The organism is Streptomyces sp. NPDC059994 (assembly GCF_042737755.1).
Classification (GTDB): Bacteria; Actinomycetota; Actinomycetes; order Streptomycetales; family Streptomycetaceae; genus Streptomyces.
Genome location: NZ_JBHWUR010000055.1, coordinates 1 through 24,657, shown reverse-complemented (window position 1 = coordinate 24,657; position 24,657 = coordinate 1). Strand labels below are relative to the sequence as shown.

Genomic DNA, 24,657 nt, shown 5'->3' with positions numbered 1-24,657 from the left:
CAAGTATTTGACTGGAATGTGTCCGTCAGGGGGTGCGGGGTGTCCGGTAAGCGATGCGAATTGCCCTGCGGGGTGGGCGGGTTGGCGTGAACCGGAGGGCGGCCGGGCGGGCTGGCGCATGGCGCGCCGAAGCCCCCGGCGCTTGTGCGCCGGGGGCTTCGGGGGGTCTTGGTGGCGTGCCGGGGACTTAGCCGGGGACTTAGACGTTGACGCCGAAGTCCTGGGCGATGCCGACCAGGCCCGAGGCGTACCCCTGGCCTACCGCGCGGAACTTCCACTCCGCGCCGTTGCGGTACAGCTCGCCGAAGACCATCGCGGTCTCGGTGGCGGCGTCCTCGCTCAGGTCGTAGCGGGCGATCTCGGCGCCGCCGGCCTGGTTGATGATGCGGATGAACGCGTTGCGGACCTGGCCGAAGTTCTGCGAGCGGTTCTCCGCGTCGTAGATCGAGACCGGGAAGACGATCTTGTCGACGTCGGCGGGGAGGCCGGCCAGGTTGACGTTGATCTGCTCGTCGTCGCCCTCGCCCTGGCCCGTGACGTTGTCACCGGTGTGGACGATGGTCTGGTCCGGGGTCGCCTTGTTGTTGAAGAAGACGAAGTGGGCGTCCGAATAGACCTTGCCCGCCGGGTTGACGGCGATCGCGGAGGCGTCGAGGTCGAAGTCGGTGCCGGTGGTCGTGCGGACGTCCCAGCCGAGGCCCACCGTGACGGCGGTCAGGCCCGGGGCCTCCTTGGTGAGCGAGACGTTGCCGCCCTTGGACAGGCTTACAGCCATGGGAAGTCCCTTTCATCGTGATGTGCGGGCTACGGTCGTTCCCGAAGCTACCGTCACCCCTCCTAACGTCGGCAGGGCATGCCGGGTTCCAGTTGGCTTTACTTTCTTTGCCCGGCCTGTGTCAGTACGTGCGCGCAAAAGCGGGTGACGTCGCCCCTCGCACAGGGGACCATGGAGCGCATGTCCGGGCCCTACTTCATCCGCGGCTCCGTCTCCCTTCCGGAGGCCGAGCTCATGTGGCGTTTCTCGCGGTCCTCCGGACCCGGCGGGCAGCACGTCAACACGAGCGACTCGCAGGTGGAGCTCCGGTTCGACCTGGGGCGTACGGAGGCGCTGCCGGAGGTCTGGAAGGCGCGGGCGCTGGAGCGGCTCGCGTCGCGGCTGGTGGGCGGCGTCGTGACCGTACGGGCGTCGGAGCACCGGTCGCAGTGGCGGAACCGGGAGACGGCGGCGGTTCGGCTCGCGGCGCTGCTCGCGGAGGCCACCGCGCCGCCGCCGAAGCCTCGGCGGGCGACGAAGATCCCTCGCGGGATCAATGAGCGGCGGCTGCGGGAGAAGAAGGCGCGGGCGCAGACGAAGCGGGGTCGCACGGGGCGCGACTGGTAGGGGGAGGCGGTGGGCTTCCTGCGGGGGCTGCGCCCCCAGCCCCTCTTGTGGGGGCTGCGGCCCCGACCTCCTTGTGGGGGCTGCGGCCCCGACCCTCTTGTGGGGGCTGCGGCCCGACGCTCTTGCGGGGGCTGCGGCCCGACCTCCTTGCGGGGGCTGCGGCCCGACGCTCTTGCGGGGCCTGCGCCCCGACCCTCTTGCGGGGCCTGCGGCCCGACCTCCTTGCGGGGGCTGCGGCCCGACCTCCTTGCGGGGGCTGCGGCCCGACCCTCTTGCGGGGCCTGCGGCCCCTGCACCCCGCCGTGTGGCTGCGCCACCGGTACCCGGACATGGGTGGGTGGGTCACTGGGGGCTTCGCCCCGGGCCCTTTTTCCGGGCCCTTTTGCGGGGGCTTCGCCCCTGCGCCCCTCGGGGCTTCGCCCCGGGCCCCGTTCGTCTTCGGGCTGTCTTCGGCTGGTCGCGCAGTTCCCCGCGCCCCTTAGGGGCGGGGCTTCGCCCCGGCCCTGTGGGTCGACAGGGGGCCGGGGCGAAGCCCCTCTCTCCTCGCCTCGGCTCCCTGCGGGGTCGGTGGGTGGACAGGGGCTCCGCCCCTCACCCCACCTGCCTGTACCGCCCCCGGAAATACGCCAGCGGCCGCCCCTCCGCACTCGGCAGGTCCACCCCCAGCACGCGCGCGATCACCAGCGTGTGGTCGCCCGCCTCCACCCGTTGTTCCGTGCGGCATTCCAGGGTCGACAGGGCGCCGCCCACCAAGGGGGCGCCGCTGAGGGGGCCCGTCTTGTAGGGGATGTCGTCGAAGAGCAGGCGGTCGCTGATGCGGCCCTTCATCGCGAAGCGGCCCGCGATGTGGCGCTGGCTCTCCGAGAGGACCGAGACCGCCCACATGGGCTGTTCGGCGAGCAGGTCGTCCATGCGGGAGCCGTTGCGTACGCTCACCAGGACCAGGGGCGGGTCGATGGAGACGGACAGGAATGCCGTGGCCGTCATGCCGACGTCCTCACCGCGCGGGCCGGCGTCCTCGTCGTGGGCGGTCACCAGCACCACCCCACCGGCCAGCCGGGACATCGCGGCGCGGAATTCGTCATTGCTCACCCCCTCAGCATGGGGGGTCTGCGACGGCTGGGACGTGAGAGCTTGGAGAACGTCTGTCTGCAACACGTACAGAACGCTAGTCTCCGGGTCAACGCCGCACATCAGGCCCTGGGACCAGAACGGTCCTAGGACCGGGGGAGGTCGCGGGCGCGGGGCCGTCATCCGGGGCCGCGCCCCGTTTCCCGCGCCGACGCGGCCCGTCCGGCCACACCGGACGCACTGCAAACTCCCTCGCCGGAGCACCCCCCACCCGGCCCAAAAACCGGCATTACTGCCTGTTTGCATTCCGGAATTTCGCGGAGCGCTCCCACCCTCTGTGCGGTGCCTGTCATCACCCCGTGTGACTTGAGTCACAGAGTGCAGTAATTGTTGACCCTGTGTACCGAGTGAGCAGCTCGCTGTGATTCAGTGACGGGGACGCTGCACAAAAAGCGCCCACATGGAAGCCAGAAGCCGGGCCGGAAGCCGGAGAAGAAGCGCGCCGAATCAGGATCCTGGAGTTGCTGTCGAGGTCTCGGGGAGAGCGAGCAATGGAGACCGAGTCGGAGCCGTACGTCCGTCTTGCGACCCTGCGGCAGCTGCATCAGGTGGTCACCGACCTGAACACGGCCCGCAGCCTGGCGGACACGCTGCAGACCGTCGCCGACGGCGTCATCGCCGGGCTCGGCTACGAACTGGCCTGCGTCAATCTCGTACGCCCTGACGGCGATCTGGTAGTCGCCGCCTTCGCCGGGAACGCCGCCGCCGAGGCTCTCATCACCGGGCGCGTCGGCTCCCGTGCCTCCTGGGAGCGGCGCCTCACCATGGGTGAGGGCTGGGGCGACCTGCGGTTCATCCCGCACACCGAGGGCTGGGTGCTCCTGGAGGACGACGTCCCGCAGTGGTACACCGAAGGGCCCGAGCCGCGCTTCGAGGACGAGTGGCACCCCCAGGACCGCCTCTACGCGCCGATGTACGCCTCGGGCGGCGGGCGGGAGCTCCTCGGCGTCATTTCCGTCGACAAGCCGCGCAACGGGCGGCGCCCCGGCGCGTGGGGGCGCGAAGCGCTTCAGATGTACGCCTCGCAGTCGGCCATTGCGATCAGCAACGCCCGGCTTCGCGCAAACATGCAGCGCGCGCTCGTCCGCCTGGAGCGGGAGCAGCAGGCGCTGCGGGCCAGCGAGGAGAGCTTTCGGCAGGCCTTCGAGTACGCGCCGTCCGGCATGGCCATCGCCGAAATGGGCGGTGACCAGCACGGACGCCTGCTGCGCACCAATGACGCGCTCTGCCGGCTGCTCGGCCGGCCCGCCGCCGTGATGCGGCGCTACTCGTTCGCGGACCTCGTCCACCCCGAGGACATCGGGCTCCTGCTGCGCACCTCGGCCGAGGGCGGCCGCGCCGAGCTGCGGCTCGGGCGGCGCGACGGCTCGTATGTGTGGGTGTCCCTGCGCAACTCCGTCGTCGCCGATACCGCCGACGGTCCCCGTTTTCTGCTCACCCATGTCGAAGACATAGAGGAGCGCAAGCGGCACGAGCTCCAGCTCGCCCACCGCGCCTCGCACGACTCGCTCACCGGCCTGCCCAACAGCGCCGAGCTGCGCGCCCGGCTCTCCGCCCGGCTCTGTCAGCGGCCGTACGCGGTGGGCGCGAGCGCCGTGGAGGCGCTGGACGCGGCGTACGGCGAGGCGCACGACGGGCGCGGCGAGACCCCGGGACACGCGGTCTGCGCCCCCGGCGGCTTCGACTTCGACCCGGTGCCGGGCGGCGGCCCCTTCGACCACCACGTGCACATGGTCGCCCCCGAGGGCGACGTCGACGACGGCACCAAGGGCCTCGCGGTCCTCTTCTGCGACCTCGACGGCTTCAAGTCGATCAACGACCGGTTCGGCCACAACACCGGCGACGCCGTCCTCATCGAGGTCGCGCGCCGGCTCACCACCGGCGTGCGGGACGGGGACACGGTCGCCCGTCTCGGCGGCGACGAGTTCGTGGTCCTCGCCGACGGCCTGGGCGCGGCCGACGCCGCCGACCTCGCGGTCCGGCTGCGCAACGCGATCATCCCGCCGATCCGGGTGGACGGCCGGGCGGTCCGGGTGGGGGCGAGTTTCGGTATCAGCTGGGCCAGCTGCGGGATGTCCGTCGAAGAGGTCCTGCGCTCCGCCGACCAGCGGATGTACATCGAGAAGCGGTCGCGCGCGAAGGTCCACCGGCGAGCCGGATAACACCTCGCCCGATTCCGTGCGCCCCGGCCGGTTCCCGGGCTCCGGGACGAGGTCGCGGCCATGGTGTCGGCTGTTCGGGGTAGGCTCGGCCGGTCGGCGACGGCTGGCGAACAGTGAGGAGTGACCCCGGATGACGCCCGGCAACAACGGCGCGAGCACGCCCGAGGACGACGATCCGTTCGGCTATCTGTACGAGGACGGGCAGGCCTCCGGCGCCACCCCGCCCCGCTCCGGCGGCTACGGCTACCCGGGCCCGAGCACCCCGCAGCAGCCCGGCGTGCCCAGAACCTCGTACAACCAGGTGCGGACGGTCGGCGAGCGCCAGTACGGGCAGGTCCCGCAGCAGCAGTACGGCCAGCCGCCGCAGGCCCCTTACGGACAGCAGTCGCAGCAGTACGGTCAGCAGCAGTACGGCCAGCCCACCGCCCAGTACGCGGCGCCCGAGACCTACGGCGGCGCTCCCAGCCGGCCCGGCCCCCCGGCCGACGGCGGCGGCGGGCGCGGCAGCCGTGGCCCCAACACCAAGGGCCTGCTGATCGGCGCGGTCGCGGTGGTCGCGGCGGTCGTCATCGGCATCGGCGTGGCGCTGCTCAGCAACGACGACAGCAAGAAGGACGACGACGCCGGCAAGCCCGCGGGCGGCGGCTCCACGGGCACCTCGCAGCAGCCGTCGACCCCGCCTTCCAACTCGGCGTCCGCCCCGGCGGCGGAGCTCCCCAAGCAGGACGCGGCGACGCTGAAGCTGGGCGGGAGCGCGGTGCTGGCCAAGGACGTCAAGGGTGCGCAGGGGACGGACGGCGCGTACGTCAGCGGCTTCAACCAGATCGGCGCGTCGCTGACGTGGCAGGCCGACCTGCCGTCGTCCGGGGGCTACTACCTGTATGTGCGGTACGCCACCCCGGCGAAGGAAGCGAACGCCACGGTCACGGTCAACGGCAAGCCGAACGCGCAGCCGGTCCGGCTGGGGAACTTCATAGGGTCCTCGGACCCCAACCTGGAGAAGAACTGGCAGACCACCTGGACCCAGGTCACGCTCAAGCACGGGCAGAACACCATCAAGTTCTCCTGTGATCAGGGGAACCAGTGTGATGCGGTGTTCGACTGGGTCGAGATCAGTAAGACGAAGAAGCAGTATTAGGCGGCCCTGGGGCGTTTGTCCGCGGACCGTGCGTGGCTGGGCGCGCAGTTTCCCGCGCCCCTGAAGGCAAAAGGCAGGGGGTGCGGGTCAGCCCGGGACGCTGCTGACCCGTACCTGCGTGAGCAGCCTCTCGTACGCCTCCGCCTCGAATTCCCCCGCCACCGGCGCCAGCACCGTCGCAGCCGACAGTGCTACCGCCCGTGTCAGGCGGTCCGGCCACGGCAGGCCCTCCACCAGGGACGACAGCAGGGCCGCCACCGCCGAGTCGCCCGCGCCCGTGGGGTTGCCCCGGACCGGGGCCGGTGGGGTTGCCTGCCAGGTGCCGTCCGGGGTGATCGCGACCATGCCCTCGGGGCCCAGTGAGGCGACCACCGTGTGCGCGCCCCGGCGGCGGGCGTCGCGGGCCGCGCGCAGGGGCTCGCGGGAGCCGGTGAGGCGGGCCAGTTCGTCGATGTTGGGCTTGATGAGGTCGGGGCGGGCCGCCAGGCCGCGCCGCAGGGGCTCGCCGCTGGTGTCCAGGAGCACCGGGACGTGCGCCGCGCGGGCCCGGCGTACGAGGTCCGCGTACGCGCCGACCGGGACCCCGGGCGGCAGGCTGCCGCAGAGTGCCACCGCGTCCGCCTGGCGCAGCAGCGGCTCGTACGCCGTGAGGAACGCCTCCCATTCGGCGGCCGTGATCTGCGGGCCCGGCTCGTTGAGCTGGGTGGTGTCGCCGGTGGCCGTGTCGACGACCGCGATCGTACGACGGGTGGTCCCGGCGACCGGGACCAGCGCGTCGACGGGCGCGAGCGGGGCGAGCAGTTCGCGCAGGACCGCGCCGGTGCGGCCGCCCGCGAAGCCCGTGACGACGCTCTCGTGGCCGAGCGCGGCCAGCACCCGGGCGACGTTGAGGCCCTTGCCCCCAGGGCGCTCGGTGACCTCGTCCACGCGGTGACTGGCGTGCGGGACGAGCTCGGGGACCCGGTAGGTGATGTCGAGTGCCGTGTTCAGCGTGACGGTCAGGATCACGAGGTGATCATGCCAAATGGACGCCGGCCGGCCCAGACCCCCCAGTCCCGGAATCCGGCCATCGTCCCGCAGAGGGTGCCGGGGCCTGCCTGTCCGGCGGATCTGGTCGGCACGCGGAGGGTCTGCCGGAGAGGCCCTGGTGTCCTGCGCCAGTAGTCCGTCGGTACATCTGCCGCGCCTCGGCGACCGGGGTTCCGGACGTCGATCAGGCGCGTTGGCCGTTCGAGCCCGAGCCGGAACTACCTGGGAACTTCCGGCGCAGGACGCTGGCCGAGCGCCGGCGCCACGATCCATTCGCCGCGCCGCATCACGCCCTTGAGCGCGAACCGCTCGTCCAGGACCACCAGGTCCGCGTCCTTGCCCGGCTCCAGCGAGCCGGCCTTGTCGTACACGCCGAGCAGCCGCGCCGGGTTGGCGCTGAGCGCGCGGACGGTGTCCTCGACGGAGAGGCCGTCGACGGTCACCGAGCGCCGGAACGCGCGGTCCAGGGTCAGGGTCGAGCCCGCGATCGAGCCGCCCTCGACGAGCCGGGCCACGCCCTCCTTGACCTCGACCTCCAGCGGCCCGAGGTGGTACAGCCCGTCCCCGAACCCGGCCGCGTCCATGGCGTCCGTGATGAACGCGACCCGGTCGGCGCCCTTGTGGTGGAAGGCGAGTTCGAGCGAGGCGGGGTGCAGATGCGTGCCGTCGTTGATCAGCTCGACGGTGATCCGCTCGTCCTCAAGGAGGGCGGCGATCGGGCCGGGCGCGCGGTGGCCGAGGGCGGGCATCGCGTTGTAGAGGTGGGTGGCGACGGTGGCGCCCGCGTCGATCGCCTCGACGGTCTGCTCGTACGTGGCGTCGGTGTGGCCGATGGCGGCGATCACGCCGTGCTCGGCGAGCAGGCGTACGGAGTCGAGGCCGCCGGGGAGCTCGGTGGCGAGCGTGAACATCTTGGCGGTGCCCCGGGCCGCGTCCATCAGCTTGCGGACCTCGGCCGGGTCCGGGTGGCGCAGCAGGTCCTCGCTGTGGGCGCCCTTGCGGCACGGCGAGATGAACGGGCCCTCGAAGTGGATGCCCGCCAGGTCGCCCTGCTCGACCAGCTCGGAGAGCAGCCCGGCCCGCTGGGCCAGGGAGTCCATCTCGCCGGTGACGGTGGAGGCGACCATGGTGGTGGTGCCGTGCAGACGGTGGGTGTGGACGCCCTTGAGGACGTCGTCGACCGTGCCGTTGGTGAAGGAGGCGCCGCCGCCGCCGTGCACGTGCATGTCGACGAAGCCGGGCACGACCCAGTGGCCGGTGAGGTCGACGCGCTCGGCGGCCTCGGGCGCGCTTCCGGCGATCTTCCCGCCCTCGACGATCACGCGTCCGTTCTCGACGACCCCGGTCGGCAGGACGACGCGGGCGCCGGAGAGAACCTTGCTGGTGGCCATCAGGCGGTTACCTCCGTGGAGTGGGTGGGGCCGGCGTCGGTGCCGGGAGAGAAGTGGGTGCCGGAAGCGGGTGCGGATGCGGTGCCGGTGGTGTCGAGCAGGTCCCAGGCGAGCAGGCCCGCGCCCAGGCAGCCCGCCGTGTCGCCGAGGGCCGCCGGGACGATCGCGGGCAGCTTCTGGAACGTGACGCGCTCCTCGACGGCCGCCCGCAGCGGTACGAACAAGGTTTCCCCCGCTTCGGCGAGTCCGCCACCGATGATCAGGGTGCGGGGGTCGAGCAGGGTGAGCGCGGTGACCAGGCCGTCCGCGAGCGCGTCGACGGCGTTCTGCCACACGGCGGCCGCCCCGGGGTCGCCGGACTCGACGGCCTTGGCGCAGTCGGCCGCGTCCGCGTCCGGGTCGCCGCTGGCCTCGGCCCACGCCTGGGTGACGGCGGAGGCGGAGGCGAGGCGCTCCAGGCAGCCGCGCTGGCCGCAGCCGCAGGGGATGCCGCCGGGGCGCACCACGATGTGGCCGATCTCGCCCGCGTAGCCGTGGGCGCCGGGCTCGATGCGGCCGTCGATGCCGATGGCACCGGCGATGCCGGTGCCGAGCGGGATGAACAGGAAGCGGTCGGCGCCCTTGCCCGCGCCGATCCGGCCCTCGGCGAGGCCGCCGGTGCGCACGTCGTGGCCGAGGGCGACGGGCACGCCGTCGAGCCGCTCGCTCAGCAGCCGTCGCATGGGGACGTCGCGCCAGCCCAGGTTGGCCGCGTAGACCGCGATGCCGTTCTCGGCGTCGACGATGCCGGGCACGGCGACTCCGGCAGCGACGGCGCTCTCGCCGAGGTGCTCCTCGCCGTACGCGCGCAGCTCGGCCGCGAAGCCGAGGATGGTCTCGACGACGGCCTCGGGGCCGCGCTCGCGGCCGGTGGGCCTGCGCGCCTCGTACAGCAGCCCGCCGTCCACCCCGATGAGGGCGGCTTTCATCCCGGTGCCGCCCACATCCAGGGCGATGACGTGTCTCACGGGGGACAGTCTCGCGCGTTCACCCATGAAAGGTCTAGTCCACTCACCGGGCGGCGGGTAAGCGTTTTCCCAAGTGCCGCCCGGAGTACGGCCGTACGGGTGGGGCGGCGGCGGCAGAAGTTGCGGAAGTGATATCCAACTGGTGTAGACCTCAGACCCGGCCGCAAGGGAAGATCGCAGCTCATGTAGACAGGACGTTGCGAACAGGACGTTCACGGGGGACCGACTGGCGAACAACGAGGGTGGGACAGAGCACGTGCAGCAGCGGCGGATGGGGTCTCCCCTGCTCTTTAAGAGCTTGGGGAACGGTCTGACGGCGGCGGTGGCCGCACTCGGCATAGCGGCGGCGGGCCTCACCGGCTGCGGCGGCGACAGCGGCTCCGGCAGCGTCACCCTCAAGCTGGTCGCCGCCGACTACGACATCGCGGGCGGCAGCAGCACGAAGGCGTACTGGCACGATGTCGCCGACGACTTCGAGAAGAAGAACCCCGGCGTCAAGGTCGACGTCTCCGTCTACTCGTGGGACGTCGTCGACGCCAAGGTCGCCGAGATGGTGAAGGCGGGCAACGCCCCCGACATCGCGCAGATCGGCGCGTACTCCGACTACGCAGCCGGCGACAAGCTCTACTCCGTCGACCAGCTGCTCTCCATCCCCGTCCAGGCGAACTTCCTGGCGCCGCTGGCGGACGCGGGTGAGATGAAGCGCGTCCAGTACGGCATCCCCTTCGTCGCCTCCACGCGCCTGCTGTTCTACAACCAGTCGCTCTTCGACAAGGCGCACATCAAGCCGCCGCAGACCTGGGCGCAGCTGGAGGCCGACGCGAAGGCGCTGAAGGCGAAGGGGGTCAAGACCCCCTTCGCGCTGCCGCTGGGCAGCGAGGAGGCCCAGGCCGAGACGATGATGTGGCTGCTGAGCGGCGGCGGCTCGTACGTCAACCAGGTCTCCGGGTACGACATCGACTCGCCCGAGAACATCAAGACCCTCAACTGGCTGAAGAAGAACCTGGTCGCGGAGGGCCTGACCGGGCCCGTCGCGCCGGGGAAGCTGAACCGGCAGGCGGCCTTCGACTCGTTCGCCAAGGGCGAGGTCGGCATGCTCAACGGGCACCCGTCGCTGATGGAGCAGGCCAAGAAGAAGGGCGTGAAGTACGGGATGGTCCCGCTGCCCGGCACCGAGGGCAAGGCCAAGGCGACGATGGGCGTGGCCGACTGGATCATGGGCTTCAAGCAGAACGGCCACCGCGAGCAGATCGGGAAGTTCCTCGACTTCGCGTTCAACGACCAGAACGTGCTGGCCTTCGCTGACAAGTACGACCTGCTGCCCGCGACCCGTACGGCGTCGCAGACCATGCAGAGCAACGGCAAGCACCCGGAGCTCAAGGAGTTCCTGGCCGCGCTGCCGACGTCGGAGCTGCCGCCCGTCGGCAAGACGTCCTGGCCGAAGGTGAGCGAGACGATCAAGAAGCGGATCGGCGGGGCGGTGTCCCCGGAGGGGGACCCGCGGTCCGTGCTCGAAGGGATCGCGAAGGTCGCCACGGAGGCGGAGAACGCGGAGTAGTCGGCCCGGGGTTCGTCTGCGGCTGAGTGGTGGGTTGCTCGCGCCCACGCGGCGGAGCCGCACATGTCACAGCCCCGCGCCCCTGGATGCGCCCCTTCGGGGCGCCCAGGGGATTGCCGCGCAGCGGCATTTGAGGGGCGCGGGGAACTGCGCGACCAGCCCCCACCGGCCCGCAGACGAACGGAGCCGGGCGGGTTGTCACGCGTCGGCTATACGTTGGCTTGTATGACTGACCACGACGAGGGTGGGCTGAGCGAGCGGGCCCGGGCCGTGCTGGCCATCGAGCGGCGGTCCTGGGCCGGGCCCGGGGCCAAGGAGCGGGCCGTGCGCGAGCAGCTGGGGATCTCGCCGACGCACTACTACCAGCTCCTCAACGCCCTGCTCGACGACGAGCGGGCGCTGGCCCACGACCCCGTCACGGTGAACCGCCTGCGCCGGATACGCGAGGCCCAGCGCGAACGCCGAGGCTGATTGCCCTCCCGCCATGGCTGTTATCCGGCCCGCGCCGCTAGGGTCGTGCCATGGGCAGCCAACCACACCCCCTGCCGAACCCTGCCACCTCCGCCGGGCGCGAGGCGCTGGCCGCGATCCTGGCCGCGCCCGAGCGGGCCGTGATCGCCCTCGACTTCGACGGCACGCTGGCCGAGATCGTCCCCGACCCCGAGCTGGCGCGCGCCCACCCCGGCGCCGTTCCCGCCCTCGCCTCCCTGGCCCCGAAGGTCGCCTCGGTCGCGGTGATCACGGGGCGGCCGGCAGGAGTGGCCGTACGGTACGGGGGCTTCGCGGGCGTTCCCGGCCTGGAGCACCTGGTGGTCCTCGGCCACTACGGCGCCGAGCGCTGGGACGCGGTGACCGGGACCGTGTCCGCGCCCGCGCCGCACCCCGGCGTCACCGCCGCGCGGGCCGAGCTGCCGGGGGTGCTTGATGCGCACGGGGCCTGGCGGGGTACGTGGATCGAGGAGAAGGGGCAGGCGGTCGCGGTCCACACCCGGCGCGCCACGGACCCCTCGGCCGCGTACGCCGCGCTGCGGGACCCCCTCGCGGCCCTCGCCACCCGGCACGGCCTCATCCTGGAGCCCGGCCGCATGGTCCTGGAGCTGCGCCCCCCCGGCATGGACAAGGGGGTGGCGCTGGCGGAGTACCTGCGGGAGGTGGGGGCGGGGTCCGTGCTGTACGCGGGTGACGACCTTGGCGACCTGCCCGCGTTCGCCGCGGTGGAGAAACTCCGCTCGGACGGGGTGCCGGGCCTGCTGGTGTGCAGCGGGTCGTCGGAGGTGCCGGATGTGTCGGAACGCGCGGATGTGTCGGTGGCGGGGCCGGGGGGCGTGGTGGATTTCCTGACGTCCTTGGCGGACCGCCTTTAGTGGCCCCACCCCGCCCCTTCCCGCTGTGACAGCTACGGCTCCGCCGCGTGGCCTCCGGGGGTGGGTGGGGGCTGAGGCTCGTTTCCCGGGGGCTGCGCCCCGGGCCCCGTGTTTGTCTGCGGGTTCGGTGGGGGCTGGTCGCGCAGTTCCCCGCGCCCCTTTTCGGCCCGGTGTTCGTCTGCGGGTCAGCTGTGGTTGCTCGCGCAGTTCCCCGCGCCCCTGAAGGCAGAACGGGGCCCGGCCAGATCCAGCCCCGGCGGCGCGAAATTCAGCCCCTGGGGGTCCCCCCCCTGGACGAAGTCCTTGGGGGAGTTTGAGGAGCGGGGTCCGGAGCGGAGCCCCGAAGCGGGGGCTGGGGCGCAGCCCAGGCAACCCACCCACCCTCCGTGCCGGGTCCGGGGCGGAGCCCCGAAGCGGGGGCTGGGGCGCAGCCCCGGCGGGGGTATCGGGGGCGGAGCCCCGAAGCGGGGTGCAGGGGCCGCAGGCCCCGCGAAGGGGTCCGGGGGCGCAGCCCCCGGGAGACCACCTCAACCCCCCACCCACCCCCGGAGGGGCAAGGGAACGGGCGGGGTGGGGGAGACTACCGCTCGCGCAGTGCGTTCAGCTGGGCCAGGAACCACTGCTGCGGCGGCAACGCCGTCGCCGCCGCGGCCAGCCGCTTCGTGCGTTCCGCCCGCTCCGACCGCTCCATGGACAGCGCCTCGTGCAGCGCGGCAGCCGTGCCCACCACGTCGTACGGGTTCACCGACACCGCATCCTCGCGCAGCTCCTCGTACGCCCCCGCCTCCCGGGACAGGACCAGCGCGCAGCCCTCGTCCGAGACCACGGGGATCTCCTTGGCCACCAGGTTCATGCCGTCCCTGATGGGGTTCACCAGGGCCACGTCCGCCAGCCGGTACGCCGCCAGCGAGCGCGCGAAGTCGTCCTCGACGTGGAGGAGGACCGGGGTCCAACCAGGCGTACCGTACGCCTGGTTGATGGCGGCGGCCGTCCGGGCCACCTCCGCCGTGTAGTCCCGGTACACCGCCAGGTCCTGTCGCGACGGGTACGCGAACGCCACGTGCACCACCCGCTCCCGCCACTCCGGGTGGTCGGCGAGCAGCTGCCGGTACGCCAGCAGGCCCCGCACGATGTTCTTCGAGAGCTCCGTCCGGTCCACCCGCACGATCGCCTTGCGGTCCGGCCCGATCTGCTCGCGCAGTGTGGCCAGACGCTCGTCCACGTCCGGCTCGTGCGCACGCCGCCGCAGGAACTCCGCGTCCGCGCCGAGCCCGTGCACCCCGATCCGGGTGGTGCCCGTCCCGCCCAGCACCTCCCCGCAGCAGCGCGTGAACGCGTCCGCCCAGCGGTGCGTCAGGAAGCCGAGTCGGTCCGCGCCGAGCATCCCGCGCAGCAGTTGCCGGGCCACGTCGTCCGGGAGCATCCGGAAGTACTCCGGCGGCGCCCACGGCGTGTGCGAGAAGTGGCCGATCCGCAGGTCGGGGCGGAGCTCCCGGAGCATGCCCGGCACCAGCGCCAGGTGGTAGTCCTGGACCACCACCGAGGCCCCCTCGGCCGCCTCCTCCGCCAGCGCCTGCGCGAAGGAGCGGTTGTACGCCTCGTACGCACCCCACTGGCGACGGAACTCCGCGTCGAAGACCGGCTCCAGAGGCGTCTGGTACAGCATGTGGTGGACGAACCACAGCACCGAGTTCGCGATGCCGTTGTACGCGTCCGCGTGCACCCCCGCGTCGATGTCGAGCATCCGCACGCCCGCCTCGCCCACCCCGCGCCGCACGGCCTCACGGTCGCCGTCGCCGAGCGCCGAGCACACCCACAGGGTGTCCGCCTCGGAGCCGATCGCGGAGAGGCCCGAGACCAGGCCGCCCCCGCCGCGGCGGGGCGTGAGCGTCCCGTCGGCGTCGAGGGTGTACGAGACCGGGCCGCGGTTGGAGGCGACGAGGACCTGGGCAGTGACCTGGGCAGCGCGCGCGGAGACCATGGAGACGAACCTAGCCCGTAGTGGATTGCCTCAAACGTACGAATGGAGGCGCGGACCTCCGATGGTCGCGCCCGCTTACGCCGCCCGATGCACCGCGTACTCGCCGATTTCACGCATCGGCGGCCGCTCCTCGGTGTCCACCGCGTACGTACGCGGGACGAATCCGTCCTCGCCCCGCTCGAACTGCGTCAGCGACGGGCGCACCAAGTGGGCCCGGGAGAGGCGGAGTTGGGCGGTGCGGTAGATCGCCGCCGCCATCCGGCCGAGCGCCTGGCCGTCCTGGTGGCGGTGTTTGCGTACGCCCACGTCGACCTGGGCCAGCGCGTCCAGGCCCACCGTGTGCAGCGCGTCGACGAGCAGCCCCAGCTCCACTCCGTAACCGACGGGGAACGGCAGCCGCTCCAGGAGCGAGCGCCTGGCCGCGTACTCGCCGCCCAGCGGCTGGACGAACCCGGCCAGCCGCGGCCAGTGGAGGTTGAGCAGGGGCCGGGCCACGAGTTCGGTGACCCGGCCGCCCTGACCTGGGGCGTCGCCGAACGGCCGGTCGTACATCGCCTTGACGAATTCCACGTCCGCGTCGGTCAGGAGCGGGCCGACGATTCCGGAGACGAAGGCCGGGTCGAAGTCCCTCAGGTCCGCGTCGATGAAGCAGACGATGTCACCCGTGGTGACCAGCAGGGAGCGCCACAGGACCTCGCCCTTGCCGGGCAGGGCGGGTATCCGGGGCAGGATCGCGTCCCGGTGCACCACGCGGGCGCCCGCGGCGGCGGCGACCTCGGCCGTTCGGTCGGTGGAGCCGGAGTCGATCACCACCAGCTCGTCCACCAGCGGCACGGCGGCGGTCATCAGCTCGCGCCGGATCGCGGCGACGATCTGCCCGACCGTGGCCTCCTCGTCGAGCGCCGGCAGGACGACGCTGACCGTGGTGGCGCCGCGGCGCTTGGCGGCCAGGATCCCGTCCAGCGGGCGGTCGGCCGCCGACCAGGAACGCCTGCTCAGCCAGCGCTCCACCTCTTCCAGCACGATCGGAAGCCTCCTTGTGCGGTCCTCGTGTGATCCATCTCGCGGTTCGGACGACTATCTCAACCGTCCGGGCCTTCGGTTACAGTCTTGAACAACGCGGATGACCGTCGCATGTCGGGGGTCGTCGCGCGAACAAATGCCTGGGTCCTGGACCCAGTGCCACAGCGCTCATCCAGAGGGACTGAGGGAACGGCCCGTTGAAGTCCCGGCAACCCTCCTGCCGACCGCGAGGTCACGGTGGGGAAGGTGCCAATTCCGTCTCATGGCGAAATGCGCCATGGGGAAGATGAGGAGAAAGGGCCTCGCCATCATGGCTGTGCAGACCGTTGACAACTCCGCCAACACCGCCAACATCGCCAATGCCGCCACCACTGTGAACCTCGGTCCCGCCGTCGCGCTTTCCTGCCGGGAATGCGGCGAGCGGTTCGACCTCGGCCCGATCTTCGCCTGCGCCCTGTGTTTCGGGCCGCTCGAAGTCGCGTACGACCTTCCGACGGGTGACCCCGAGGCGCTGCGCAAGCGTATCGAAGCGGGCCCGGAGAACATCTGGCGCTATGCGCCGCTGCTGCCTGTTCCGGCCAATGTGGCTGAAAAGCCCAACCTGAATCCGGGATTCACCAAGCTCGTCAAGGCCGACAATCTCGCCCGTGAGCTGGGCGTCACCGGCGGTCTCTACGTCAAGGACGACTCCGGCAACCCGACGCACTCCTTCAAGGACCGCGTCGTCGCCATCGCCGTCGAGGCGGCCCGCGCCTTCGGCTTCACCACGCTCTCCTGCTCCTCCACCGGCAACCTCGCGGGCGCGGTCGGCGCGGCCGCCGCCCGGGCGGGCTTCCGCTCCTGCGTGTTCATCCCGCACGACCTGGAGCAGGGCAAGGTCGTCATGGCCGCGGTGTACGGCGGCGAGCTGGTCGGCATCGAGGGCAACTACGACGACGTCAACCGCTTCTGCTCGGAGCTCATCGGGGACCCGCTCGGCGAGGGCTGGGGCTTTGTGAACGTGAACCTGCGCCCGTACTACGGCGAGGGCTCCAAGACGCTCGCGTACGAGATCTGCGAGCAGCTCGGCTGGCGGCTCCCGGACCAGATCGTCATCCCGATCGCCTCCGGCTCCCAGCTCACCAAGATCGACAAGGGCCTCCAGGAGCTGATCAGGCTGGGCCTGGTCGAGGACAAGCCGTACAAGATCTTCGGCGCTCAGGCGGAGGGCTGCTCTCCGGTATCCACCGCCTTCAAGGCGGGCCACGACGTCGTACGGCCGCAGAAGCCGGACACCATCGCCAAGTCGCTGGCCATCGGCAACCCGGCGGACGGCCCGTACGTCCTGGACATCGCCCGGCGCACCGGCGGCGCGGTGGAGGACGTGAACGACGAGCAGGTCGTGGACGCGATCAAGCTGCTCGCCCGGACCGAGGGCATCTTCGCCGAGACGGCGGGCGGCGTGACGGTCGGCGTCACACAGAAGCTCATCGAGAACGGGCTCCTTGACCCGACCCTGACTACTGTCGTCCTCAACACGGGTGACGGCCTCAAGACCCTGGACGCGGTGGCGCCGACCACTGGACCGTCCGCGACCATCCGCCCGAGCCTGGACGCGTTCCGCGACGCCGGCCTGGCCGGCTGACCCCTCCCCCAAGCTCTTAAGGAGCAGGGAGGGACCCCCATCGTCCTGAGAGCACGGAAGGCAGAAGACATGAGCGTCAACGTCCGCATCCCCACCATTCTCCGTACGTACACGGGCGGCAGGTCCGAGGTCGCGGCCGAGGGCGCCACCCTCGCCGAGGTCATCGCCGACCTGGAGAAGAACCACACCGGGATCGCCGCCCGGGTCCTGGACGACCAGGGCAAGCTGCGCCGCTTCGTCAACGTGTACGTCAACGACGACGACGTCCGCTTCGAGCAGGGCCTGGAGACGGCGACGCCGGACGGCGCGGGCGTCTCGATCATTCCGGCCGTCGCCGGAGGCTGACCGTCGAGCACAGTGCCGGCGGCTGCTGAACATAGGCGCGTCACACGCACAGTTACCTGAATTGCCCCCTCCGCAAGCTAAGCGGAGGGGGCAATTCAGTGTGGTTGAGCGCGGTACAGTGGGGAAGTCCCCTTCGTTGCGCGTGCCACGTGCATATGAGAACGCGACGAACCGGCGTCGAGAAGCAGTCAAAGTGTTCGAGCATATTGCTCCTTAAGTGCGCTTTGCCCGGCCCGACTTGCCCCGGAATGCTGAATTTCGCGGCATTCCGCTCTTCACCCCTGCCCGGAATTCTCGTCCGATTGACCTGTTGCAGAGGGCAGTTGGGCAGATACATTCAGCCGCGGTCGACGCGTTCCGGCGCACACCCTCTCCTGTCGGAGGGTGGAGGTCTGACCCGGGTCCGCGAAGTGCGGTCCCGTGCAAGGGCCAGTAATAGGGGAGTTAGGCATGGCTCAGGGCACCGTCAAGTGGTTCAACGCGGAGAAGGGGTACGGCTTCATCGCGGTCGACGGTGGTGCGGATGTTTTCGTCCACTACAGCGCGATCCAGATGGACGGGTACCGCACCCTTGAAGAAGGTCAGCGAGTCGAGTTCGAGATCTCGCAGGGCCAGAAGGGTCCGCAGGCGGACATGGTCAAGCTCGCCGTCTGATCTCGGCGCGATCGGCCACCGACGCACTCACGCACGTGGGGCCCGCATCCTCTGTAAATGGATGCGGGCCCCACGTGCGTGTCCGGGCCCGATGAGCCGGCGCGGAGGTGTCCGGGACCGGGCCGGGAGGGTGGGACGGCCTTGCACTCTCCTGGGTCGAGTGCTAATCATTGGCGTTAGCACTCTCCGAGTGAGAGTGACAGAACCAGGATCGGGTCGGTGAGGTCCGCGAGCCGCGTGGGGTAAGGAACCACAAGGCGCGCAGGCCGTCCGTCGCGGGCGCTTGCTCGATCCGGAGAATCCACCCCTGTCCGGGAGGACCACTTCACATGGCCAAGATCATCGCGTTCGACGAGGAGGCACGGCGCGGTCTCGAGCGCGGGATGAACCAGCTCGCCGACGCCGTCAAGGTCACCCTTGGCCCCAAGGGCCGCAACGTCGTCCTCGAGAAGAAGTGGGGCGCCCCCACGATCACCAACGATGGTGTTTCCATCGCCAAGGAGATCGAGCTCGAGGACCCGTACGAGAAGATCGGCGCCGAGCTGGTCAAGGAAGTCGCCAAGAAGACGGACGACGTCGCCGGTGACGGTACGACCACCGCGACCGTCCTCGCCCAGGCTCTCGTCCGCGAGGGTCTGCGCAACGTGGCCGCCGGCGCCAACCCGATGGCTCTGAAGCGCGGCATCGAGAAGGCCGTCGAGGCCGTCTCCGGTGCGCTGCTGGAGCAGGCGAAGGATGTCGAGACCAAGGAGCAGATCGCTTCGACGGCCTCCATCTCCGCCGCCGACACCCAGATCGGCGAGCTCATCGCCGAGGCGATGGACAAGGTCGGCAAGGAAGGCGTCATCACGGTCGAGGAGTCCCAGACCTTCGGTCTGGAGCTTGAGCTCACCGAGGGCATGCGCTTCGACAAGGGCTACATCTCGGCGTACTTCGCGACCGACATGGAGCGCATGGAAGCCGCGCTCGACGACCCGTACATCCTGATCGTCAACTCGAAGATCGGCTCGGTCAAGGACCTGCTGCCGCTCCTTGAGAAGGTCATGCAGTCGGGCAAGCCGCTCCTGATCATCGCCGAGGACGTCGAGGGCGAGGCCCTCTCGACCCTGGTCGTGAACAAGATCCGTGGCACCTTCAAGTCCGTCGCCGTCAAGGCCCCGGGCTTCGGCGACCGCCGCAAGGCGATGCTGAACGACATCGCCATCCTCACCGGCGGCACGGTCATCTCCGAGGAGGTCGGCCTCAAGCTGGAGAACGCGGGTCTCGACCTGCTGGGCCGCGCCCGCAAGGTCGTCATCACCAAGGACGAGACCACGATCGTGGACGGCTCCGGCGACAGCGAGCAGGTCGCGGGCCGGGTCAACCAGATCCGTGCCGAGATCGAGAACTCGGACTCGGACTACGACCGCGAGAAGCTCCAGGAGCGTCTGGCGAAGCTGGCCGGCGGCGTGGCCGTCATCAAGGCCGGCGCCGCCACCGAGGTGGAGCTCAAGGAGCGCAAGCACCGCATCGAGGACGCCGTTCGCAACGCGAAGGCGGCCGTCGAGGAGGGCATCGTCGCCGGTGGTGGCGTGGCCCTGCTGCAGGCCTCCTCGGTCTTCGAGAAGCTGGACCTGTCGGGTGACGAGGCGACCGGCGCCAACGCCGTGAAGCTCGCCCTGGAGGCCCCGCTCAAGCAGATCGCCGTCAACGGTGGTCTTGAGGGCGGCGTCGTCGTCGAGAAGGTGCGCAACCTTCCGATCGGTCACGGCCTGAACGCCGCGACCGGCGAGTACGTCGACATGATCGCCGAGGGCATCATCGACCCGGCGAAGGTGACGCGCTCCGCGCTGCAGAACGCCGCGTCGATCGCCGCGCTGTTCCTCACCACCGAGGCCGTCATCGCCGACAAGCCGGAGAAGGCCTCTGCGGCCGCTCCGGGCGGCATGCCGGGCGGTGACATGGACTTCTGATCCCCTCAGGGATCGGTGGCTCCATAACGCTGTACGCCGAGGGCGGCACTCCTGTTCGCAGGGGTGCCGCCCTCCGGCGTGTCCGGGGGCGGCCGGGGCGGGGTCAGCAGGTGCCGTCCGTGACCCGGGCCCTGATCACCGCCTTCCCGCCGCCGAACGGGCTGACGGTGAGGTGCATGCAGAACGCCGCGTAGGTGCCGGAGCCGGTGATGTCGTACGCCGCCTGGTCCGTGCCGTGGCTGCGCAGCACGATCGGGTCGGCGAACCACTGGCCCGTGCCGGTGTTCTTCATGGCGTCCTCGATCGTCCGCGCGTAGTCGTTGCCGGAGAACCTCTGCGACGGATCGATGTTGGACTGGGTCGTGTCGTCCAGATCGTGCGCCGCCTGGTGGGCGGCGTCCCGCAGTTCGCCTTCGCTCCAGTGGGTCTGGTCGTTCACGACGTACATGGCGACGCCGACGAAGACCAGGGTGAGGAGGATGAGGGTGAGACCGACGGGGTTGGCGGGGTTGTAGGCGAAGCGGCCGTTGACGCGGGTGAAGACGGGTTCGGGTTCGCGGTCGGACGTGCTCATGACGAGAGCGTAAGACGTTGCGCCGCACGGGGGTTGCCGCCCCGGCGCGGGGTGAGAGGCCGCGCACGAGAGCTGCCGCCTGACCGCGTACGGGAGCTGCCGCCTGGCTGCGTACGGGAGCTGCCGCCGGCCGCGTACGGGAGCTGCCGCCTGGCCGCGTACGGGAACTGCCGCCGGCCGCGTACGGGAGCTGCCGCCTGGCCGCGTATGAGAGCTGCCGCCGGCCGCGTACGGGAGCTGCCGCCTGGCCGCGTACGGGAGCTGCCGCCGACCGCGTACGGGAGCTGCCGCGCGGCTACGTCAGCGCCGTGCGCAGATGGCCGTCCGCCCGCTCCAGGCGGCGCGTCGCCGTTGCCGCGTCCACGTCCGCGAGGAGCATCAGGATCGCCGTCTTCACCTCGCCGTCGGCGGCCACGAGGGCCGCCTCGATGTCCTTCTCGCCCGCGCCCGTCGCGAGCGAGACGATCCGCCGCGAGCGGGCCCGCAGCTTCTCGTTGGAGGCCCGTACGTCGACCATGAGGTTGCCGTACGTCTTGCCGAGCCGGATCATCGTGATCGTCGAGATCATGTTGAGGACGAGCTTCTGGGCGGTGCCGGACTTGAGCCGGGTGGAGCCGGTCAGCAGTTCCGGCCCGACCACGACCTCGATGCCGTGCTCGGCGGCGGCGGCCAGGGCGGACCCGGCGTTGCAGGCCAGGCCGATCGTCAACGCCCCGCGTGCTCGGGCGTGTTCTACGGCGCCGACGGCGTACGGGGTGCGGCCGGAGGCGGAGACGCCGACGACGGTGTCGAGCGCGGTGAGCCCGAGCCCGTCCAGATCACCCGCCGCCAGCTCCTTCGAGTCCTCGGCCCCTTCGACGGACGTGGCGATGGCCGCCGGCCCGCCTGCGATCAGCCCGACGACCTGGGAGGGGTCGGTGTTGAAGGTCGGCGGGCACTCGCTGGCGTCCAGGACGCCGAGCCGCCCGGCGGTGCCCGCGCCCGCGTAGACCAGCCGCCCGCCCCGGGCCATCCGCTCGGCGGTGGCGTCGATGGCGGCGGCGATCCGCGGCAGCTGCGCGGCGACGGCGGCGGGGACCGTGGCGTCCTCGCCGTTCATGATGCGGGCGATCTCGGCGGTCGGCAGCCGGTCGATGTCGGCGAGCTCGGGCCGGAACGCCTCGGTGGTCAACGCGGCCAGCTGGGCGCGGAGTTCCCCGTACGTGGAAGTCATGGGAGCGCTGCTCTTTCCGTACGTGTGCGAGGGCACCCGGGGTCAGCGGGTGCGCGGGCTGTGGCGGTGGGCGAGCGCCTCGTAGGAGGCGGCGAGCGCGGGGGCGGCCGTCTCGTACGTGCGCTGGGCGACGCCGATGAACAGGCAGTCCACGACGAGGAGTTGACTCGTCCGGGACGACATCGCGGCCGGGCGCAGCTCGCTCTCGCGGGCGGTCGAGGTGGTCAGTATGTGGTCGGCGTACTGGGAGACGGGGCCGTCGGGGCGGCCGGTGATGGCGATGGTGGTGGCGCCCCGGTCGAAGGCGACGCGCAGCGGCTCGATGACGTCGCCGGTCGAGCCGGAGTGGGTGATGGCGACGGCGGCGTCCCCCGACCGCAGCTGCACGGCGTTGGTGACGGCGAGGTGCGGGTCGGTGTGGGCGTGCGCGATGAGGCCGATCCTGAGCAGCTTCTGGGCGAGGTCCTGGCCGACGAGCGAGGAGGCCCCGACGCCGTAGACGTCGACCCGGCGGGCCTGTGCGAGGGCGGTGACGGCGGCGCCGAGCTGGACGGTGTCGAGCGCGGCGGCGGTGTCGGCGAGGGTCTGCTGCTCGTCGTGGGCGAGCTTGGCGACGACGTCGGCGATCGGATCGTCCACGGCGATGTCGGCGGTGACGGCCGGGGCGCGCCCCGACTGCTGCTGGGCGGCCAGCCCGGCGAGCGCGAGGCGCAGATCGCGGTAGCCCGGGTAGCCGAGGAGGCGGGCGGTGCGGACCACGGTGGCCTCGCTGGTGCCGGTGAGCTCGGCGAGTCCGGTGACGGTGAGGGCGGCGCACCCGGCCGGGTCCTGGGCGACGGCCTCGGCGACGCGCTGCATCGAGCGGGTCATGGACGGCGCGAGGGTGCGGACCTTGGCGGCGAGGGCGGCGGGGGCCGGCGGGGTGGCGTCGCCGAGGAAAATTTCCTTCACGTCACGAGTCACCCTTGAAAGATATTTTCGCAGGTGGGCCGTGGTCAACCCTTCGACCGACCGGGGGACGGGCACATGGGGCCGAAGGGGTGACAATGGCTGCATGGACGACGTCGACCCCCTGGAGCAGTCCCTGCACGCCGCACGCGCCCTCGTGCTGGCGGATCTGGCCGCGCGCGACGTGGCCCAGGCCGATGTGGTCTCGCTGGTCGAGGACGCGGTGACGCACCGCCGCTGGTGGGTGGAGCAGTGGCCGGACGGTATGGAGTACGTGGCCGGGCTCGTCGCCCAGGACGTGCAGGACGCGCTCCTGGAGAAGTACGGACGCTGGCCCATCTGCCCGGTGTGCGACGCCGGGGACCCGCACGCGCTGGACGTCGAGCCCGAGCTCGGCCCCGACCCGCACTGGGTCTGCGGCAAGGCGGGCGTCAGGGTGGCCCCGGTCGGCGGCCTGGGCACGGGCCCCCTCGCATGACGGTCTACATCGACCCCCCGACCTGGCCGGGCCACGGCCGTCTGTGGTCGCACCTGATCAGCGACGTCTCGTACGACGAACTCCACGCCTTCGCGGCCGCCATCGGCTGCCCCCCGCGCGCCTTCGAGCGCGACCACTACGACGTACCGGAGTCGCGGTACGCGGACGCGGTGCGGGCCGGGGCGGTGGAGATCGGCTCCAAGGAACTGGTGCGGAGGCTTACGGGGGCGGGGCTGCGGCGGCCGAAGGGGCGGCCGGCGTAGCCGGCGTCCGCGTCAGTGCGGGAAGACGGACGTGTCGAGCGGCTTGCCGAACATCTCGGGGAGCTTGATCTCTGCGCCGAACGGGGTGCGGACGGTACGGCTGTAGACGCCGTCCACGGGCTCGGTGAACAGGGTGCTGGTCGGGCCGTGTTCGTCGAACCGGTCGATCAGGAGGTACGCCGGGACGGGCGCGTGGGCGTAGGCCCAGAGCTTCTTCGTCCGGTCGTCCTTGGCGTTGCTCTTCGAGGTGATCTCGACGACGAGGAGGGCTTCGGCGGCGTCCATGGGGTTGTTCGAAGCGGGGTCGGCTGCGTCGACAAGTGCGCCCGGCATGACCACCAGGTCGGGCATGTAGAGCTTGTCGAGGCGGGCGATGTGGATGCCGAGAGTCTGGTAGATCTCCAGCTCCTCCGGGAGCGAGTGGCACCAGGGCCGTTGAAGTTCCGCGAGGATCACATGGTGGTGCCGAGGCGGAGGCGGAGCCATGTGGATCTGCCCCTCATCGATCTCGGCACGCCACCCCTCGGGCATATCCAACTCGCACCATGCCTGGAATAGGCCCTCCCATGTGGCCATCCGATTCCCCCTGTCTCCGGTGACCTGACAGGGCGAACCTAGATCGACGGTTGTGGGATCCGCAGCCGTCTCTTGGCCGGTCCCACGATCGGGTGAGGGACGCAGCAATGACTCACGCCGTGAGCAGCTCCAGCTCCGCCGCCAGGTTCTCGCGGGCGCGGGACTCCCACTCCTTGGCGCCGTAGGGCGTACGGAACAGCCGCGGCAGGTCCAGGAGCTGGCGCAGGACGGCCGCGCGGCCGGTGCGGAAGGTGTCGTCGGGGACGAAGGCGTACTCCTCGCGCACTGCGGCGGCGTACGCCGCGTACTCCTCCGGGTCCCCGGCGAGCACCGCCAGGTCGGCGTCGCACAGGACCTCGCCGTTCGTGTCGCCCTCGTGGGGGTCGTGGGTGACGGTGAGGCGTACGAGCCGGGCGACTTCGGCGGTGCCGTCCTGGCTCAACCCGGCCTCGGAAAGGGCCCGTTCGGCCTGCGCCGCGCTGCGCTCCTCGTTCTCGGAGCGGTCCGGCCGGTACACGGCGTCGTGGAACCAGGCGGCGAGGCGCACGAGTTCGGGGTCCTCGGCGTGGCCGACGAGGGTGTCGATGTGGCGCAGCACGGCGGCGAGGTGGTCGACGGTGTGGTACTTGCGGTGCGGCTCGGCCCACTGGGTGAGGAGGCGGTCGGCGTAGGGGGCCGGGTCCGGGCCGTCGCCGGGGCGGGCGGCGGTGAGGGCGCGGGTCCAGCGGGCGCGGAGGTCGTGGAGGTCGGCCATGGGGTGAGCGTAGTCATCCCCCCCCACCCCGCCCATTCCCTGAACCCTCCGGGGGTGGGTGGGGTGGGGGGAGGAGGGTTTCCCGGGGGCTCCGCCCCCGGACCCCCGAGC

General features: G+C 71.3%; 24 protein-coding genes and 1 riboswitch. Of the genes, 12 read left to right on the top strand and 12 right to left on the bottom strand.

What is annotated here, in order from left to right; genetic code table 11:
* Positions 1 to 199 precede the first annotated feature (199 nt).
* A complete protein-coding gene (locus ACFWA7_RS24680; protein ID WP_371653418.1) occupies positions 200 to 775 on the bottom strand; it encodes a TerD family protein in 576 nt (191 codons plus the stop codon).
* Between the two features lie 171 nt (positions 776 to 946).
* On the opposite strand from ACFWA7_RS24680, the gene arfB reads away from it, so the two are divergent.
* A complete protein-coding gene (gene arfB, locus ACFWA7_RS24675) occupies positions 947 to 1,381 on the top strand; it encodes an alternative ribosome rescue aminoacyl-tRNA hydrolase ArfB (protein ID WP_385545767.1) in 435 nt (144 codons plus the stop codon).
* Positions 1,382 to 1,972: 591 nt separating this feature from the next.
* Here arfB and ACFWA7_RS24670 read toward each other — a convergent pair.
* Positions 1,973 to 2,446, bottom strand: a complete 474-nt coding sequence (locus ACFWA7_RS24670; protein WP_385545778.1) for a flavin reductase family protein — start codon at positions 2,444 to 2,446, stop codon at positions 1,973 to 1,975.
* A 557-nt stretch (positions 2,447 to 3,003) separates the two neighbouring features.
* Between ACFWA7_RS24670 and cdgB the strand changes: the two genes are divergently transcribed.
* Positions 3,004 to 4,674, top strand: coding sequence for a diguanylate cyclase CdgB (cdgB, locus tag ACFWA7_RS24665; protein ID WP_385825227.1), 1,671 nt, complete (start codon positions 3,004 to 3,006; stop codon positions 4,672 to 4,674).
* A gap of 130 nt (positions 4,675 to 4,804) precedes the next feature.
* Positions 4,805 to 5,812 (top strand): CBM35 domain-containing protein, encoded by a 1,008-nt coding sequence (locus ACFWA7_RS24660; RefSeq protein ID WP_385545761.1) that lies wholly within the window; start codon positions 4,805 to 4,807, stop codon positions 5,810 to 5,812.
* Positions 5,813 to 5,899: 87 nt separating this feature from the next.
* On the opposite strand, the gene ACFWA7_RS24655 is transcribed toward ACFWA7_RS24660, so the two are convergent.
* From ACFWA7_RS24655 to ACFWA7_RS24645, 3 genes are all read right to left on the bottom strand, one after another.
* Positions 5,900 to 6,820: a 1-phosphofructokinase family hexose kinase gene (locus ACFWA7_RS24655; protein ID WP_385545758.1), complete on the bottom strand. Its 921-nt coding sequence runs from the start codon at positions 6,818 to 6,820 to the stop codon at positions 5,900 to 5,902.
* A gap of 239 nt (positions 6,821 to 7,059) precedes the next feature.
* Positions 7,060 to 8,232, bottom strand: a complete 1,173-nt coding sequence (gene nagA / locus ACFWA7_RS24650; RefSeq protein ID WP_385545755.1) for an N-acetylglucosamine-6-phosphate deacetylase — start codon at positions 8,230 to 8,232, stop codon at positions 7,060 to 7,062.
* A complete protein-coding gene (locus ACFWA7_RS24645) occupies positions 8,232 to 9,239 on the bottom strand; it encodes an ROK family protein (RefSeq protein ID WP_385545752.1) in 1,008 nt (335 codons plus the stop codon). Before ACFWA7_RS24645 ends, nagA begins: the two co-directional genes overlap by 1 nt.
* 271 nt (positions 9,240 to 9,510) lie before the next feature.
* Between ACFWA7_RS24645 and ACFWA7_RS24640 the strand changes: the two genes are divergently transcribed.
* The 3 genes from ACFWA7_RS24640 (at position 9,511) to otsB (ending at position 12,161) form a co-directional block, all read left to right on the top strand.
* Positions 9,511 to 10,797 carry an extracellular solute-binding protein gene (locus ACFWA7_RS24640; RefSeq protein WP_385545775.1) on the top strand — a complete coding sequence of 429 codons (1,287 nt, stop codon included), beginning with the start codon at positions 9,511 to 9,513 and terminating at the stop codon, positions 10,795 to 10,797.
* 225 nt (positions 10,798 to 11,022) lie between these two features.
* Positions 11,023 to 11,268: a DUF3263 domain-containing protein gene (locus tag ACFWA7_RS24635; RefSeq protein WP_385545749.1), complete on the top strand. Its 246-nt coding sequence runs from the start codon at positions 11,023 to 11,025 to the stop codon at positions 11,266 to 11,268.
* A 50-nt stretch (positions 11,269 to 11,318) separates the two neighbouring features.
* Positions 11,319 to 12,161 carry a trehalose-phosphatase gene (otsB, locus tag ACFWA7_RS24630; protein ID WP_385545746.1) on the top strand — a complete coding sequence of 281 codons (843 nt, stop codon included), beginning with the start codon at positions 11,319 to 11,321 and terminating at the stop codon, positions 12,159 to 12,161.
* A 580-nt stretch (positions 12,162 to 12,741) separates the two neighbouring features.
* On the opposite strand, the gene ACFWA7_RS24625 is transcribed toward otsB, so the two are convergent.
* Positions 12,742 to 14,142 carry a trehalose-6-phosphate synthase gene (locus ACFWA7_RS24625; RefSeq protein WP_385825225.1) on the bottom strand — a complete coding sequence of 467 codons (1,401 nt, stop codon included), beginning with the start codon at positions 14,140 to 14,142 and terminating at the stop codon, positions 12,742 to 12,744.
* A 75-nt stretch (positions 14,143 to 14,217) separates the two neighbouring features.
* Positions 14,218 to 15,165 carry a glucosyl-3-phosphoglycerate synthase gene (locus tag ACFWA7_RS24620; RefSeq protein WP_385545740.1) on the bottom strand — a complete coding sequence of 316 codons (948 nt, stop codon included), beginning with the start codon at positions 15,163 to 15,165 and terminating at the stop codon, positions 14,218 to 14,220.
* Positions 15,166 to 15,330: 165 nt separating this feature from the next.
* Positions 15,331 to 15,458: riboswitch (SAM riboswitch) on the top strand.
* Between the two features lie 17 nt (positions 15,459 to 15,475).
* Here ACFWA7_RS24620 and thrC point away from each other — a divergent pair.
* The 4 genes from thrC to groL all read left to right on the top strand — a co-directional run bounded on the left by thrC (position 15,476) and on the right by groL (position 19,740).
* Entirely contained in the window at positions 15,476 to 16,789 is a 1,314-nt protein-coding gene (gene thrC / locus ACFWA7_RS24615) for a threonine synthase (protein ID WP_385545737.1), read from the top strand.
* A gap of 69 nt (positions 16,790 to 16,858) precedes the next feature.
* Positions 16,859 to 17,134, top strand: coding sequence for a MoaD/ThiS family protein (locus ACFWA7_RS24610; RefSeq protein ID WP_385545734.1), 276 nt, complete (start codon positions 16,859 to 16,861; stop codon positions 17,132 to 17,134).
* Positions 17,135 to 17,584: 450 nt separating this feature from the next.
* On the top strand, positions 17,585 to 17,788 hold the full coding sequence (locus ACFWA7_RS24605) for a cold-shock protein (protein ID WP_005315736.1): 204 nt from the start codon (positions 17,585 to 17,587) through the stop codon (positions 17,786 to 17,788).
* 329 nt (positions 17,789 to 18,117) lie between these two features.
* Positions 18,118 to 19,740: a chaperonin GroEL gene (gene groL / locus ACFWA7_RS24600; protein ID WP_385545731.1), complete on the top strand. Its 1,623-nt coding sequence runs from the start codon at positions 18,118 to 18,120 to the stop codon at positions 19,738 to 19,740.
* A gap of 103 nt (positions 19,741 to 19,843) precedes the next feature.
* On the opposite strand, the gene ACFWA7_RS24595 is transcribed toward groL, so the two are convergent.
* From ACFWA7_RS24595 to ACFWA7_RS24585, 3 genes are all read right to left on the bottom strand, one after another.
* Positions 19,844 to 20,314, bottom strand: coding sequence for a hypothetical protein (locus ACFWA7_RS24595; protein ID WP_385825223.1), 471 nt, complete (start codon positions 20,312 to 20,314; stop codon positions 19,844 to 19,846).
* 295 nt (positions 20,315 to 20,609) lie between these two features.
* The gene (gene murQ / locus ACFWA7_RS24590) at positions 20,610 to 21,527 is read right to left on the bottom strand and encodes an N-acetylmuramic acid 6-phosphate etherase (RefSeq protein WP_385545725.1); all 918 of its coding nucleotides are present in this window, start codon (positions 21,525 to 21,527) and stop codon (positions 20,610 to 20,612) included.
* Between the two features lie 42 nt (positions 21,528 to 21,569).
* The gene (locus ACFWA7_RS24585; protein ID WP_385545722.1) at positions 21,570 to 22,490 is read right to left on the bottom strand and encodes a MurR/RpiR family transcriptional regulator; all 921 of its coding nucleotides are present in this window, start codon (positions 22,488 to 22,490) and stop codon (positions 21,570 to 21,572) included.
* A 91-nt stretch (positions 22,491 to 22,581) separates the two neighbouring features.
* Here ACFWA7_RS24585 and ACFWA7_RS24580 point away from each other — a divergent pair, with 91 nt between their 5' ends.
* Positions 22,582 to 22,953 (top strand): hypothetical protein, encoded by a 372-nt coding sequence (locus ACFWA7_RS24580; protein WP_385545719.1) that lies wholly within the window; start codon positions 22,582 to 22,584, stop codon positions 22,951 to 22,953.
* Positions 22,950 to 23,216: a DUF4031 domain-containing protein gene (locus ACFWA7_RS24575; protein WP_385545716.1), complete on the top strand. Its 267-nt coding sequence runs from the start codon at positions 22,950 to 22,952 to the stop codon at positions 23,214 to 23,216. The genes ACFWA7_RS24580 and ACFWA7_RS24575 overlap by 4 nt, the downstream gene beginning before the upstream one ends.
* Before the next feature lie 12 nt (positions 23,217 to 23,228).
* Here the strand turns inward: ACFWA7_RS24575 and ACFWA7_RS24570 are convergent, their stop codons facing one another.
* Entirely contained in the window at positions 23,229 to 23,792 is a 564-nt protein-coding gene (locus ACFWA7_RS24570) for a Uma2 family endonuclease (protein ID WP_385545713.1), read from the bottom strand.
* Between the two features lie 112 nt (positions 23,793 to 23,904).
* Positions 23,905 to 24,546 (bottom strand): hypothetical protein, encoded by a 642-nt coding sequence (locus ACFWA7_RS24565; protein WP_385825221.1) that lies wholly within the window; start codon positions 24,544 to 24,546, stop codon positions 23,905 to 23,907.
* Between the last annotated feature and the right edge of the window lie 111 nt (positions 24,547 to 24,657).